Annotated in this window: 15 protein-coding genes; 3 read left to right on the forward strand and 12 right to left on the reverse strand. The window is 56.5% G+C overall.

Features of this window, described 5'->3' with window-relative positions:
* Positions 1-34 precede the first annotated feature (34 nt).
* Entirely contained in the window at positions 35-835 is an 801-nt protein-coding gene (rpsB, locus tag ACR0IM_RS02575; RefSeq protein WP_480591026.1) for a 30S ribosomal protein S2, read from the reverse strand.
* A gap of 310 nt (positions 836-1,145) precedes the next feature.
* On the opposite strand from rpsB, the gene ACR0IM_RS02580 reads away from it, so the two are divergent.
* A complete protein-coding gene (locus tag ACR0IM_RS02580; RefSeq protein WP_480680729.1) occupies positions 1,146-2,096 on the forward strand; it encodes a hypothetical protein in 951 nt (316 codons plus the stop codon).
* The gene (locus ACR0IM_RS02585) at positions 2,087-3,226 is read left to right on the forward strand and encodes a hypothetical protein (RefSeq protein ID WP_480680730.1); all 1,140 of its coding nucleotides are present in this window, start codon (positions 2,087-2,089) and stop codon (positions 3,224-3,226) included. The genes ACR0IM_RS02580 and ACR0IM_RS02585 overlap by 10 nt, the downstream gene beginning before the upstream one ends.
* 37 nt (positions 3,227-3,263) lie before the next feature.
* Here the strand turns inward: ACR0IM_RS02585 and olsA are convergent, their stop codons facing one another.
* The 3 genes from olsA to ACR0IM_RS02600 all read right to left on the reverse strand — a co-directional run bounded on the left by olsA (position 3,264) and on the right by ACR0IM_RS02600 (position 5,141).
* Positions 3,264-4,118, reverse strand: a complete 855-nt coding sequence (gene olsA / locus ACR0IM_RS02590; RefSeq protein WP_480591020.1) for a lyso-ornithine lipid O-acyltransferase — start codon at positions 4,116-4,118, stop codon at positions 3,264-3,266.
* Positions 4,105-4,860, reverse strand: a complete 756-nt coding sequence (gene olsB, locus ACR0IM_RS02595; RefSeq protein WP_480591017.1) for an L-ornithine N(alpha)-acyltransferase — start codon at positions 4,858-4,860, stop codon at positions 4,105-4,107. The genes olsA and olsB overlap by 14 nt, the downstream gene beginning before the upstream one ends.
* A gap of 98 nt (positions 4,861-4,958) precedes the next feature.
* The gene (locus ACR0IM_RS02600) at positions 4,959-5,141 is read right to left on the reverse strand and encodes a DUF3553 domain-containing protein (protein WP_480591014.1); all 183 of its coding nucleotides are present in this window, start codon (positions 5,139-5,141) and stop codon (positions 4,959-4,961) included.
* Positions 5,142-5,183: 42 nt separating this feature from the next.
* Here ACR0IM_RS02600 and ACR0IM_RS02605 point away from each other — a divergent pair, with 42 nt between their 5' ends.
* Positions 5,184-5,780: a histidine phosphotransferase family protein gene (locus ACR0IM_RS02605; protein ID WP_480680731.1), complete on the forward strand. Its 597-nt coding sequence runs from the start codon at positions 5,184-5,186 to the stop codon at positions 5,778-5,780.
* Here the strand turns inward: ACR0IM_RS02605 and ACR0IM_RS02610 are convergent.
* The 8 genes from ACR0IM_RS02610 to ACR0IM_RS02645 form a co-directional block, all read right to left on the reverse strand.
* Complete coding sequence (locus tag ACR0IM_RS02610; RefSeq protein ID WP_480680732.1) at positions 5,777-7,039, reverse strand: glutamate-5-semialdehyde dehydrogenase; 1,263 nt, start codon at positions 7,037-7,039, stop codon at positions 5,777-5,779. The genes ACR0IM_RS02605 and ACR0IM_RS02610 overlap by 4 nt on opposite strands.
* A gap of 46 nt (positions 7,040-7,085) precedes the next feature.
* On the reverse strand, positions 7,086-8,192 hold the full coding sequence (gene proB, locus ACR0IM_RS02615; protein ID WP_480640396.1) for a glutamate 5-kinase: 1,107 nt from the start codon (positions 8,190-8,192) through the stop codon (positions 7,086-7,088).
* Positions 8,180-9,214, reverse strand: coding sequence for a GTPase ObgE (gene obgE / locus ACR0IM_RS02620; protein WP_170427712.1), 1,035 nt, complete (start codon positions 9,212-9,214; stop codon positions 8,180-8,182). Before obgE ends, proB begins: the two co-directional genes overlap by 13 nt.
* Before the next feature lie 37 nt (positions 9,215-9,251).
* The gene (locus ACR0IM_RS02625; RefSeq protein ID WP_480591001.1) at positions 9,252-9,788 is read right to left on the reverse strand and encodes a GNAT family N-acetyltransferase; all 537 of its coding nucleotides are present in this window, start codon (positions 9,786-9,788) and stop codon (positions 9,252-9,254) included.
* A 249-nt stretch (positions 9,789-10,037) separates the two neighbouring features.
* Positions 10,038-10,307 carry a 50S ribosomal protein L27 gene (gene rpmA, locus ACR0IM_RS02630; protein ID WP_010440093.1) on the reverse strand — a complete coding sequence of 90 codons (270 nt, stop codon included), beginning with the start codon at positions 10,305-10,307 and terminating at the stop codon, positions 10,038-10,040.
* 11 nt (positions 10,308-10,318) lie between these two features.
* A complete protein-coding gene (locus tag ACR0IM_RS02635) occupies positions 10,319-10,936 on the reverse strand; it encodes a 50S ribosomal protein L21 (RefSeq protein WP_480640397.1) in 618 nt (205 codons plus the stop codon).
* A gap of 208 nt (positions 10,937-11,144) precedes the next feature.
* Positions 11,145-11,945 carry a DUF2059 domain-containing protein gene (locus ACR0IM_RS02640; protein ID WP_480680734.1) on the reverse strand — a complete coding sequence of 267 codons (801 nt, stop codon included), beginning with the start codon at positions 11,943-11,945 and terminating at the stop codon, positions 11,145-11,147.
* Positions 11,945-12,787, reverse strand: a complete 843-nt coding sequence (locus tag ACR0IM_RS02645) for a DUF2059 domain-containing protein (protein WP_480680735.1) — start codon at positions 12,785-12,787, stop codon at positions 11,945-11,947. The genes ACR0IM_RS02640 and ACR0IM_RS02645 overlap by 1 nt, the downstream gene beginning before the upstream one ends.
* Between the last annotated feature and the right edge of the window lie 56 nt (positions 12,788-12,843).

The following is a 12,843-nucleotide window of genomic DNA, read 5'->3' on the forward strand; positions in this document are numbered from 1 at the left end:
CCCTGCCCCATATGTCATTTACGTGACGGGCAGCTTACGCTTCGGCTTTGGCTTCCGGCGCGGCTTCTTCTGCGACGGGCTCTTCCGCAACGACTTCTTCGACCGGTGCTTCTTCGAACGCACCCAGGTCAACGCCTGCTGCACCCATCTGTGCGGTCATACCGTCCAGAGCGGCACGCGCGGCCAGGTCGCAGTAAAGCGAAATTGCGCGCGCTGCGTCGTCGTTGCCGGGGATGATGTAGTCTACGCCATCGGGCGAGCAGTTGGTGTCGACAACAGCCACAACCGGGATACCCAGTTTGTTGGCTTCGGCGATGGCCAGTGCTTCTTTCTTGACGTCGATGACGAATAGCAGATCCGGAACGCCGCCCATTTCGCGGATACCACCCAGCGATGCCTGCAGTTTGCCCTGGTCACGTTCCATGCCCAGACGCTCTTTCTTGGTCAGGCCTTCGGCACCCGATTCCATGGCTTCGTCGATCTGGTTCAGACGGTTGATCGACTGGGAAACGGTTTTCCAGTTGGTCAAGGTGCCGCCCAGCCAGCGGTGGTTCATGTAGTACTGAGCCGACTTTTCAGCAGCTTCAGCGATCGGGCCAGCGGCCTGACGCTTGGTACCAACGAACAGAACGCGGCCACCTTTAGCGACGGTATCACGAACAGCCTGCAGCGCCTGGTCCAGCATCGGAACGGTCTGGGTCAGGTCCATGATGTGGATTCCATTGCGCGAGCCGTAGATGAACGGGCCCATGCGGGGATTCCAACGCTGTGTCTGGTGACCAAAGTGAACGCCAGCTTCCAGCAGCTGACGCATGGTGAACTCGGGAAGAGCCATGCTTTTCTTTCCTTTTCCGGTTTACGCCTCGGCGGGGGTGAAAGAAGCGGATGCTCCAACCGGCGGGCCAGATAGGGATGTCTCCCCTACAAAGCCCAAACCCCGCCTGCGGGTTTGAATGGCGCGCGTATACGGCAGGTTTTGAGGCAGTGCAAGCGAAGTTTCAAATTCTCCAGGATTTTGGAGAATTTTACCCGATGTGCTACATTGAAACTCATCCCCGACGAGCAAAGGCTTTTGGGGGCATTATTATTACGAGTAAATCAATTGCCTGAATTTCATACCGTTACATTTTTTCGGAGAACAATAGATGGGTCGCCGAATTACGAGAAAGAAAGCGAACGACGAAAACCAAACAGGATCAGTTTGGCGTTCACGAATGGCCAGCCTTGCCGGTTTCCTTAAGGACGCAGGGATCATTCTTGCTGTTGTTGCAACCCCAGCTATTTTCATTCTGGCGTTAACGTGGACAGGGGTTGTCCGGCCGTGGCTGGCTTCCGAGCTATTCGAGGAACTTCGGGATAAAGACGAAGAAAAAGCCTACGATGAGCTGACCACAGAATTTGTTCTAATGACGCTGTCCAACTTTGATGACGACGTGGTTCAAAAGTGGATGAATCACTCTGGCCCAATTATCGAGCGCCTGGATCGATCTCCGACTTCAGAAGACATGACTATTCTTTTTTCTTCTCCCGAGTTCCGGCAGCAATTTCTAAGAGAAATTTTGATGGCGTTGCTAAACAGACAAGAAGAAAAAGTGAATGAGGTACTGAATGAACATGCCAATAAAGACTTAGTTGAAAGCTGGTTACAAAGCCAAGTTTCCGATCTGTCGCAAACAGTCGTGCAGCAAGTAGATGATGTTCACGTCAGAAGGATGTACTTCAAATATGGAGAAAACGAGCAAGAGAACCCGGATGCAAACACTGTAGATCGATTTTATGCCAGCAGAAATCAGATTTACTCGCTGGAAGTCGATGTTAACGCCTTTGATCACTTTGACGAGGTGGTTGAACAACACAATCGGGCGCTGTTTTTGAAATTGGGCAGCGAGCGTCCCAGAATAATTCGCAATGGCGCTTTATCAGCAAGGGATATTACATGCGAGGTTCGCAAAATTCTGACATCTCCGTCGGGTTTTGTCCGATTGGAGGCCGGTGTTGCCGAGCAAGACGGAGTAACGCGCGCACCCATTCCCAAAGGCGGATTTGACATCACAGTAATTGTCGCGGCGAAAAAAGGGCGGAAGATATGCAGCTAATATTGGCCGTTTTTGTACTGCTTTTCTTTTTTTCGAGCGCTGTTAGTGCTGAAACAGGAAAGTGGACAGAGACGAATGAAGATAGCGCATTTTGGACAAAAGAAGGTGCTCGTTTTATTCCGAAGGATAATGCCAAAAGGCAGTTTCAGTATTCCGCGTTGAGGTTTGATCGATCCCGTTACTCCTATGAGTTATTGGATCTTGAGAGGTTACTCGACACTGCATTCCCGGAAAAAACTAAAGATGGCTTTGTATTTGACAAGAGCACGGGCCAATACAGGGCGATTCAAGCCAGCGTACTGCAAGCTTGGGAAGCTTTTCAGGAGGACAAGTCCGTCGTAGCGCTGGTACCAATGGGTTTCGCCAGAACTGCGGGTGAACCACGCATCGTTGGTTACCGGAAAATAGACGGTAAGCTGTTCAGGGGACTGTTCAGCGCCAGCAATTTAGACACTATTCTTTGCTTGGATGACGTCGGCGACCCCCGTAAGAATAGATATCCTTTTCAAGTGCCTCTGATAGTGGGCATTAATTTTCCAAACCAAAAATTCACTTTCAACTACTTGGGAGACTTGGCGCCAATTAATTTGTCCGGGAAAGAAACGAAAAGTAGCGCCGAACAGATTGATTACTATAAGTCACGCCTGGACGCATGCCCCGATGCCGTACAGGTTGGACCGAGGATTCTACAGCCTCGTGATTACGAACCAGCAGAAAACGCTCCTGGTAGATTGGCCTATAGCATAAACAGTGTCGCCAGCGACAAAAGCACGAGCCGGATCGTGATGCTATACGACTGGAATGGATGGGTAAATTTTGTCAGAACAAGTGGAAACTCAACGCTTTACGATATCGGCACCTTACTCAGTTCTGACGCGTTCTACGACAAGGAGCCGGGAGACCCCAGAAAATGTAAGTGGGGCCCTCTACCACCTTCTCTGAGCTGCGAGTTATGGGCGGTAACGGTGGCAGCCTTTGATAATGCAGCGGTTGCAATCCGCAAAGGGGACGAAGTGGAGTTCTGGGGTGATCCAAATCGTTTCACCCCGGGTGTTTTGGTGATCCGAAAACGACCGGAAACAAATACGATCTCCTCGCAAGTCGAAGAAGATCAAATTGAGAACCAGTAGCCTGATTCAGTGTTTTTCTCAGAGCTGGATATCGCCCTCAAACTCGGGCTCGAACAGCAGCATGAGAATTCCGTATCGCCCGTTCGCAATGCGCGGCCAGCGCCTTGCGGTTCGCAAAGTCGCTGACCTTGGCCGGTGTGTGATAGATCAGTTCCACGGAACCCTGTCTGCGCGCGCCAAGTGTTTTGAGTAGATGCGGCCCGAACTCCATGTCGCCCCACCAGCCATAGAACCTGTCCGGCTGACCGTCGGGTGCATGAAAGATCACCGAGACCGGTTGGACATACATAAAGTCACGCAGTTCCTCCACGAAGAACGCAGCAAAGAGTGTTGTTTTAAAAGGTAAAACGCGCAGTCCGTCCGTCGACGTCCCTTCGGGAAAAAACAGTAATTTGTGACCGGCTTTCAGGCGGGTCTCGAACACTTTCGTCTGTTCTTTGGCTTTCTTGCGGTCCCGCTCGATGAACACAGTGCCGGTTGCGCGGGCCAACCATCCGATGCCAGGCCATTTCGCAACTTCGGCCTTGGACACAAAGTACACACGCTTTCGCGCGTTCAATGCAAAAATGTCCAGCCAAGACGTATGGTTCGCAACAACCGCCCCTCGCTGCCACATCAGTTCTCCCGAGGTTCGAAAGCCCATCCCCAGGATACGAAACGCATTGCGGCACACAAACTGACTGATGAATGGTGTAATCGGACGGCGCACGCCAAAAAACGGAAGTTCGATCAGACGAATGGTCAAAAGGATGATCAGACCGCCGAACACCAGAAGGGCGAGGGGCACACCCCTCAGGATGACCAAAATCCAACCCACCAGACCCAGATCGATTGGGTCCGGCGCATCCTCACTGTTCCACAGCGCGTCGTTCACCGGGCTACGCTCCGCCATAAATGCGTTTCTGCCGCTCGTTCATCCGGGCGATGTCGAGGATCAGGCAAATGTCAGTCGTGTTGAAGGCGTGGTCGATGAAGGCCCCCTCGCCCACGAAACCACCCAGCCGCAGATAGGCTTTGATCAACGCCGGAACCTGCACCATCGCAGCGCGACGATCGAGGTTGTCCGGTGCCACAAGGTCCATAGATTGAAACGCGTCTGGTTGTGCCCTCACCCGCAGGTCCGGCGGCGCCAGATGGTTGTGATGCAGCATCGACAAAGGCTGCGCCAGATCCTGAACGTTCGTGCCGTGAAAGCTGGCAACACCGAACAGAACCTCGATCTCTCGTTCGGAGACATAAGCCGCCAACCCGTTCCACAGGTGATACATGGCCGTGCCGCCGCGATAATCGGGATGCAGGCAGGATCGACCCAGTTCCAACAACTTGCGGCCGCTTTGTTTCAGAACGGTCAGATCATATTCGTCCTCGGAATAGAACTGCCCCAGTTCTGCTGCACGTTCGCCCGGTAACAGCCTGTAAACGCCAACAGTTTCCCCGGTCAGGTCATCAATCGCCAGCATGTGGTCGAAATACGGATCGAACTTGTCGCGCTCCAACCCGGTCTCGTGATCGACCATCTCTCCGCCACCACCCAATTCGCGAACGAACACGTCATAACGCAGCCGTTGGGCAGCGTGCAGCTCGTCCTCGGATTCGGCGAGTTTGACGGTAAAGGAAGGGCCTGCATCCGGCATCGGTGTTTCCGTTCTTGTTTTTGCGCTGATACCGCAGTTTCCGGGGGGATGGCAACAAGAGCGGATTTGCCGGGATGTTAACCATTCCTAAACCAGTTTCACGGATCAAAGACCGGCACTAGGGCGATGCGTGTTCCGTCAATCACCACTTTCCCCTGCTCGCGAAAGTTGACGGTGATCTTGCCCCGGATGTTGGACTGAACCTGTCCAACGCCCCAGTCGGGGAAATCGGGGTGGCGGACATACATGCCCGGTGCAAGAATGGCATTGAGGTCTGACATGTCTGGGCTCCGGTCCGGCGGCAGATGCAGCAGGAGGTACGCATGAGCGACACCACAGTCAACCTGGCCGAGTTGATCGGTGCTCGGATCTGTCACGATCTGATCAGCCCCATCGGCGCGATCACCAACGGTCTGGAGCTGCTTGAGATGGTTGGGGGCACTCAGGGCCCCGAGATGGAGCTGATTTCGGGCAGTGTCGGCAGTGCCGGGGCGCGGATACGGTTTTTCCGCGTCGCATTCGGCTCGGCCAGCGACCAGCCCTTGGGGCGGACCGAGGTGTCGGACCTGCTGAAGGATGTCGAACGCGCGGGCCGAGTGCGGGTCAACTGGCACCTGACCGAAGCTGTGCCACGCAATCAGGTGAAACTGGCGTTTCTGGCACTGATGTGCTGCGAAAGCGCGATGCCTTTCGGTGGTGAGGTCACGATCGCGAATACCGGGGATAGCTGGACGGTTATCGGATCGGCCGACAAACTGAATCTGGACAATGATCTGTGGAAGAACCTGCCTCTGGGTCGGTTTGCCAATAAAGTCACTCCTGCGCAGGTGCAGTTTGCCCTGTTGCCCGAGACCGCCGCGTCGATGGGGCGGCGGGTTGCGGCTGAAACCACTTCAACCCGCATTGTGATCCGGTTCTAGGACCGGGTCGTTCCGTTCCCACGTACAAGATACTTGAAGCTGGTCAACTGCGCGGCACCCACGGGGCCGCGTGCGTGCATCTTCCCGGTGGCGATACCAATCTCGGCACCCATGCCAAACTCGCCCCCATCGGCAAACTGGGTCGAGGCGTTGTGCATTAGGATTGCGCTGTCGAGCCGCTCAAAGAACCGCGCGACAGCGTCCGTATCTTCGGTCATGATACAATCGGTGTGGTTCGAGCCATACTGACGGATATGCTCGATGGCCGCGTCGATATCCGCGACCGTTTTGGCGGCGATGATACTGTCGAGGAATTCCTTGCCCCAGTCGTCATCCGTGGCGGCGACCGTGCTTTCCGTGGCCAGCGCCCCCTCGGCGTGAACCTCGACGCCTGCAGCCAGCAGAGCCGCAACCACGTCCCGACCCAGCGTTTCGGCCACGTCCTGATGGATCAGCAGGCATTCAGCGGCACCGCAGATTCCGGTCCGGCGGGTCTTGGCGTTCAGCACCACATCCAGCGTTTTCTGCGGGTCGGCATCCTTGTCGATATAGATATGCACGATGCCTTCAAGATGTGCAAAGACCGGCACGCGGGCTTCGCGCTGCACCAGACCGACCAGACCTTTACCCCCGCGCGGTACGATGACGTCCACATAGTCTGTCAGGGTCAGGAGTTCCTGAACCGCTGCTCGGTCGCGCGTCGGCACCAGTTGGATGGCGTCCTCGGGCAGGTTTGCGGCCTTCAGGCCCTCGACCAGGCAAGCATGGATCGCGCCAGAGGAATGAAAGCTTTCCGAGCCGCCGCGCAGGATCACGGCATTGCCGGATTTCAGGCACAGTGCACCTGCATCCGCTGTCACGTTCGGACGGCTTTCGTAAATCACGCCGATCACGCCCAAAGGTGTGCGCACGCGTTGGATGTTCAGGCCCGAGGGCATGTCCCATTCGGTCAGCACCTCACCAACCGGGTCCGCCTGATCTGCCACGGTACGCAAACCGTCAACCATGCCCTGAATACGCGCCTCGTCCAGCATCAGGCGGTCCATCATCGCCGGGCTAAGGCCCTTTTCGTTGCCGAACTCCAGGTCTTTCTTGTTAGCCTCGATGATGTCGGCCCGGTTTGCCCAAACCGCATCCGCTGCGGCAATCAGCGCGGCGTGTTTACGTTCGGCGCTGGCACAGGCCAGATCGGCCGAGGCCGCCTTGGCGCGTTTTCCAAGATCGGCCATCAAGGTGGGAATGCTGTCGAAATCCTTCATCTCATGTGCCTTTCGATCGGTCTTTTGGTGTTCTAACATCGCGCGCCTACAGCGCCAAATCGTCCCGGTGGATCAAAACGGCCCGGCCCGGATAGCCCAAAGTTGCCTCGATTTCCGAGGACTTCCGGCCTTTGATCGCATCCGCCTCTTGCGCGGTATAGCGGCTGAGGCCTTGCGCCAGTCGGCGCGAGTTTGGGTCAAGGATGGCCACGGGATCACCGCGACCAAAATCTCCGGTCACTTCGACGATGCCAGCGGGCAACAGGCTTTTACCATTACCGAGTGCCCGGGCGGCGCCTGCATCCACCACGATCTCTCCCCGCGGTTTCATCGCCGAAATCCAGCGCTTGCGTGCTGCATGTGGGTCCAGCGTGGCCGTAAACCAGGTGCAGTTCGCGCCGTTCGCAAGGGTTTTCAACGGGTTCAAGGGCGATCCTTCGGTGATCGCCATGTCGCAGCCTGCCGCCGTGGCCATTTTGGCGGCCAGCAGCTTTGTCTTCATGCCGCCCTTGGAAAGGCCCGATCCGGCATCGCCTGCCATCTCTTCGATCTCAGGCGTGATGTCGACGATCACGTCAAAACGCGTGGCTGAGGCGTCTTCGTTCGGGTTGCCGGTATAGAACCCATCCACGTCCGAAAGCAGGATCAGCTGGTCCGCTCCAACGGTGACTGCGATCTGCGCAGCCAAACGGTCATTGTCGCCATAACGGATTTCATCTGTCGCAACTGTATCGTTTTCGTTGACAATGGGCACCACACCGAGGCTCAGCAATGTCTCGAGCGTCGCACGTGAGTTTAGATAGCGGCGCCGATCGGTGCTGTCTTCCAGCGTCACCAACACCTGTGCTGTGGTGATCGTGTGCGGGGTCAATGCTTCTTCATAGGCTCGCGCGAGCCGAATTTGACCCACGGCGGCGGCTGCCTGAGATTTCTCGAGCGCCAATGCCTCCATCGGCAGGTTCAACACCCCGCGCCCCAGGGCGATTGACCCGGATGAAACCAGAATGACATCCGTCCCCTGCCCCTTGAGCCACGCCACATCCTGCGCCAGCGAGTGCAGCCATTCCGACCGCAACAACCCCGTATTCCGATCCACCAGCAATGCGGACCCGATCTTGACCACCAAACGTTTGGCCGAGGTCAGGGTTGCCACGACTTCGCCTCCTCAGCGGGCTTCTGCCGCAGGCGGTTTTCGTCGATCTGAGCGCGCAGCGCCCGCAGCACCTCGGTTACGCCCAGATGTGCCACGCCAGACATGGTCATGACGGGGCCGCCAACGGCTTCTTCCAACTCGGCCTTGGCCAGATCGCGCTCTTCATCGTCCAGCGCATCGACCTTGTTCAGCACCGTGATGCGGGGCTTTTCAGCCAGTTCACCACCATAGGCTTCAAGCTCATGGATGATGGTTCGATAATCGTCGGCAACGGTCTCAGAAGTTCCATCAACCAGATGCAACAGAACGGCGCAGCGTTCTACGTGACCCAAAAACCGGTCGCCGATTCCGCGGCCTTCATGCGCGCCTTCGATCAGACCGGGGATATCAGCCACGACGAATTCCACATTATCGACGCCAACAACGCCCAGATTGGGGTGCAGCGTCGTAAACGGATAATCGGCGATCTTCGGGCGCGCGTTGGACGTTGCCGCCAGAAAGGTCGACTTGCCCGCGTTGGGCATACCCAACAGGCCCACATCCGCGATCAGTTTCAGCCGCAGCCAGATAGTGCGATCGATCCCCGCCTGCCCCGGGTTGGCGCGGCGCGGGGCCTGGTTGGTGGCCGATTTGAAATGCAGGTTACCGAAGCCGCCATTGCCGCCCTTGGCCAGCAAGACCCGCTGGCCGACCTCGGTCAGATCGCAGATTACCGTTTCCTCGTCTTCATCCAGAATTTCGGTGCCAACGGGTACGCGCAGGACGATATCGTCGCCATCCTTGCCTGTACGTTGCTGCCCCCGTCCGGGTTGGCCGTTCTTGGCAAAGAAATGCTGCTGGTAGCGGAAATCGATCAGAGTGTTCAGCCCGTCCACGACCTCGGCCCAGACGGACCCGCCTTTGCCGCCGTCGCCACCGTCGGGACCGCCGTATTCGATATACTTTTCGCGCCGGAAGCTGACGCAGCCGCCACCTCCGGCCCCAGACCGGATGTAGACCTTTGCAAGATCGAGAAATTTCATGACTGTCCCCTACTGCAAAGGCCCCATCGGCCACAAGTCAGAGTTTTTTACTGTATGTCCAGGTGGGCACGTTTGCATCACGCGCTACCGAGTAGTTTTCGGCATCGCCAAGGTACTGGAACCCGCAATGGGTCAGAACCCGGGCCGAGGCCGGATTGTCTTGAAAAACGCTGGCAAACATGGTGGCGTTCTCCAGCGGGTTTGCATTGACCAGCGCCTCGACGGCCATCGATGCGATACCGGTGTTCCAATACACCGGTGCGACCCAATAGCCGACCTCGGACTGGTTGCGATCCAGTCGTGTCAGCGTGATCAGACCGATCAGTTCAGGGCCCCCATCCTTGGTGGCATCCATGACCCAGACGTCCTCGTCGCGTTCCTCGGACATGGACCGGGTCACGAAGGCCTCGGTCGAGCCGGGCGGCAACGGATGCGCGATGCTGGTTGTCATGCGCGCCACACGCTCGTCGCCTGCGTAATATTCGATGAGACCCATATCCGACCGACGCAGGGGGCGCAGGTCGAACCGCTCGGTTTCTATGACCGGCTGGTTAATTATCGTCTCAAGTTTCATGAGTTCGTTCCTCCTCCGAACAACACGTAAATCGCGGACGCAACGGTGAAACCAATTAACGTCCACATCAGATATTTCCGGCCCATCCGATCTTCAACCGCAGGGGCGATCCTGCCCTGAATCAGGGACGGGATTATGCTTGCTGAGTTTGTCATTGGAGCCATTGTTCAAAATTGCGTTAAAACGAGAAAGGGGACCGGCATTTTCTGCCGGTCCCCCAGGAATGTTTCAAACCTTATGGGTTTCGGCTTACTCTGCGGCCTCCGCCACTGGCAGGACCGAAATAAAGGTGCGGTTCTTGAGGCCCTTGTGGAACTTCACGGCGCCATCAACAGTTGCAAAGATGGTGTGATCTTTGCCCATGCCCACGCCTTCGCCCGGCCAGAACTTGGTACCGCGCTGACGCACGATGATGTTGCCTGCGATGGCAGCCTGGCCGCCATACAGTTTCACGCCAAGGCGGCGACCAGCTGAGTCGCGACCGTTACGGGAGGAACCGCCAGCTTTTTTATGTGCCATTCTCTCTCTCCTTAGCCTTGAGCCAGCTCTTTGGCTTGCTCAACCCATTCGGGCTTCACTTTGATGGTGTCGATAGCAGCAATCTGCTCGTCCGACAAGGCAGCCAGAGCGGCAAAGCTCTCGATACCGGCCTCAACCAGCTTTTTGGCGGCGGCAGGGCCGACACCGTTCAGCTTGGTCAGATCGTCCGCGGCAGCAGCAGCGGCGGGTGCCTCTGCTTTGGCTTCAGCTTTCTTGGCAGGCTTTTTCGCCGCCGGAGCAGCTTCGCCAGCCGGTGCCGAACCGGTTGCAGCTTTGATGCCCGACTTGTCAGCGCCCGACGAAAGGATGTCGGTGATCTTGACCAGGGTCAGCTTCTGACGGTGGCCAACGGTACGCTTCGAGCTGTGCTTACGACGGCGCTTGACGAACTTGATGACCTTGTCACCTTTGACCTGTTCGATCACTTCGGCCTGTACACCTGCGCCTTCAACGAAAGGTGCGCCGACAACCGGAGCGTCACCGCCCAGCATCAGAACATCGTTGAATTGAACTTTTTCACCTGCGTCGGCAGCCAGCTTTTCAACGCGGAGCACATCGCCCGCCTGAACCTTGTACTGCTTGCCGCCAGTCTTTAGGACCGCAAACATGCGTCTTTCCTTTTCTAACCCGCGTTCTGTGGTCCCCGTTTGGGTGTTGCCGGCCTCAGCCACCTCGAACAGCGCGCCCTTTTCGGGCTGTGTGACGACCCTTGGGACACGCCCTATGGGTCAACAATAACGAGACCCGGCGCGGAAAACCGGCCGGGATGCGCGCTTATCCATAGATTGCAGGGGAAAGTCAACATCAAATACTGGTTTAAAGATCGGACCCTTGCAGCACCTGCGCGACGGCCTGGCCGAGTTGAAAATAGATATTGTCGAACATCTGGTCAAAGCTTTCGAACAGGGCATCATTGATCGCCCTGCCCGCCTCGGTTCGGGAAAACGCGATATTCTCGCGTATCTGGGCCTCGCTCAGCGGTTGATAGGCCAGCAGAAAGAAGGAATACAGCCAGGTCTGGGTCTCTTCACTCATGCTGTCCTTTTGCGTCAGTAGCTGGGCTAAAAGCTCGGCATCATCCACATCACCACCCAAGTCCATCCCGCGGAAAAAGTTGTAATCGGCGCTGATGGAGTTCTGAACGTTTTCTTCAATCAGGTTGTTGACCCGAATGTACTCATCAACCAGGCGGTAAAACACTGACTCTCGGTCACCGTTCGCATAAGTGTCCTGCGCCATTTCTTCGATGGTTTCATCAGCAAGTGCGATGCGGGCAGTAATTTCAAGCGACACGATGGCCTGGCCCAGATCGCTTTCATAAAACAGGATGGCGCGGTCCAGTTCTCTTTCGGTCAGGGTCTGATCGAAGACCTCCACAACCTGATTGCGCATCCTGTCAGCGTCGTAAATCCGGTCGACCTGTTTCTGAAAAACCTGCCCGCCATTGTTGTTCAGAAAGGTTTCCTGAAGGGTTTTGCCCATCATGCCACCTTCATCCCGCAGAATCTCGATGATCTCATCCAGTTGCAGGGCTTGCAGCAGGCGTTCGACCTTTTCTTCGGCCTGCAGCGGCACGGACCACAAAAACAGTGCAGCAGACACCAAAATCAGTCGCATTAAATATCCTGTGCCGGGTGCAGTTCGGCCATTCGTGAGGCCAGAGCTTCGAACTTCATGGCCATGATTTCGTATTGAACCGCGTTGAGTAGCTCATAGACCTCCTGCATGAGCGGCTGCTCCAACGCCTCAACATAGGTGATGACATCGGCGTCCGAGAAATCCTGATAGGTGTATGCGGCCCCTGCAAGCGCGGATAGTTGCAGCGCTTGCCGCATACTGGTTTCGTTCTGCTTCATCATTTGTCGCAGCTCATCCGCGCCCAGTTGCAGGTCGATCACTCCGGATGCGCTGGCAGCCAGCAGAAAGCGCAATTGGACTTCCTGCAATGCCCTCAACGCCGTGCCGCTGGAATCAATGGCAGCGTTCATGCGCTTAAGGCTCTCGACCCGCCTAGACCCGTCCTTGATCAGACCGGCCACGATTTCCTGCCCCTGCTGCAGTTTGGCGTCGTCGTCTTCGGCCATGTGAGACTCATTTTCTGCCACGACCAGCCGCTGTCCCAGTTCCGAGGCATAGAATTCGACCGCATGGTTCAGCGCGGCGTCACTCAGCGTCTGTTCCAGGATGGTAACGGCGGTTTCGTGCATGTCGTGGGTATCAAACACCTCTTCGGTCAGGCGTGCCCAGTCCGAGCCGAACCCTTCGGGATCGATTCCCAGCATCCGAGGGGCCGAGGCTGACGCAAGCGCTATGCTTTCCAGTGCCACGTCAAAGCCGGTGGTGGTCAGAAAGGCCTCTACCCGGTCGCGTTCGGCAGCAAAAGTTTGCGCAGATAGCGTGGCAAGCGTGAATAGCAACGGAAAAAAGGTCAATGCGAAGCGGCGAAGGTGATATGTCATACTCAGAAGCCTAGGTGTTTTATGCCATCTGGCAATGGAAAATCCCTTGTTGGTGA

This window comes from Ruegeria sp. BF6 (assembly GCF_056538665.1).

Excerpts from the sequence above, each read along its gene's own strand:
- rpsB (WP_480591026.1), bottom strand. The coding sequence starts at position 835 with ATGGCTCTTCCCGAGTTCACCATGCGTCAGCTGCTGGAAGCTGGCGTT.
- ACR0IM_RS02580 (WP_480680729.1), top strand. The coding sequence starts at position 1,146 with ATGGGTCGCCGAATTACGAGAAAGAAAGCGAACGACGAAAACCAAACA.
- ACR0IM_RS02585 (WP_480680730.1), top strand. The coding sequence starts at position 2,087 with ATGCAGCTAATATTGGCCGTTTTTGTACTGCTTTTCTTTTTTTCGAGC.
- olsA (WP_480591020.1), bottom strand. The coding sequence starts at position 4,118 with ATGGCGGAGCGTAGCCCGGTGAACGACGCGCTGTGGAACAGTGAGGAT.
- olsB (WP_480591017.1), bottom strand. The coding sequence starts at position 4,860 with ATGCCGGATGCAGGCCCTTCCTTTACCGTCAAACTCGCCGAATCCGAG.
- ACR0IM_RS02600 (WP_480591014.1), bottom strand. The coding sequence starts at position 5,141 with ATGTCAGACCTCAATGCCATTCTTGCACCGGGCATGTATGTCCGCCAC.
- ACR0IM_RS02605 (WP_480680731.1), top strand. The coding sequence starts at position 5,184 with ATGAGCGACACCACAGTCAACCTGGCCGAGTTGATCGGTGCTCGGATC.
- ACR0IM_RS02610 (WP_480680732.1), bottom strand. The coding sequence starts at position 7,039 with ATGAAGGATTTCGACAGCATTCCCACCTTGATGGCCGATCTTGGAAAA.
- obgE (WP_170427712.1), bottom strand. The coding sequence starts at position 9,214 with ATGAAATTTCTCGATCTTGCAAAGGTCTACATCCGGTCTGGGGCCGGA.
- ACR0IM_RS02625 (WP_480591001.1), bottom strand. The coding sequence starts at position 9,788 with ATGAAACTTGAGACGATAATTAACCAGCCGGTCATAGAAACCGAGCGG.
- rpmA (WP_010440093.1), bottom strand. The coding sequence starts at position 10,307 with ATGGCACATAAAAAAGCTGGCGGTTCCTCCCGTAACGGTCGCGACTCA.
- ACR0IM_RS02635 (WP_480640397.1), bottom strand. The coding sequence starts at position 10,936 with ATGTTTGCGGTCCTAAAGACTGGCGGCAAGCAGTACAAGGTTCAGGCG.
- ACR0IM_RS02640 (WP_480680734.1), bottom strand. The coding sequence starts at position 11,945 with ATGCGACTGATTTTGGTGTCTGCTGCACTGTTTTTGTGGTCCGTGCCG.
- ACR0IM_RS02645 (WP_480680735.1), bottom strand. The coding sequence starts at position 12,787 with ATGACATATCACCTTCGCCGCTTCGCATTGACCTTTTTTCCGTTGCTA.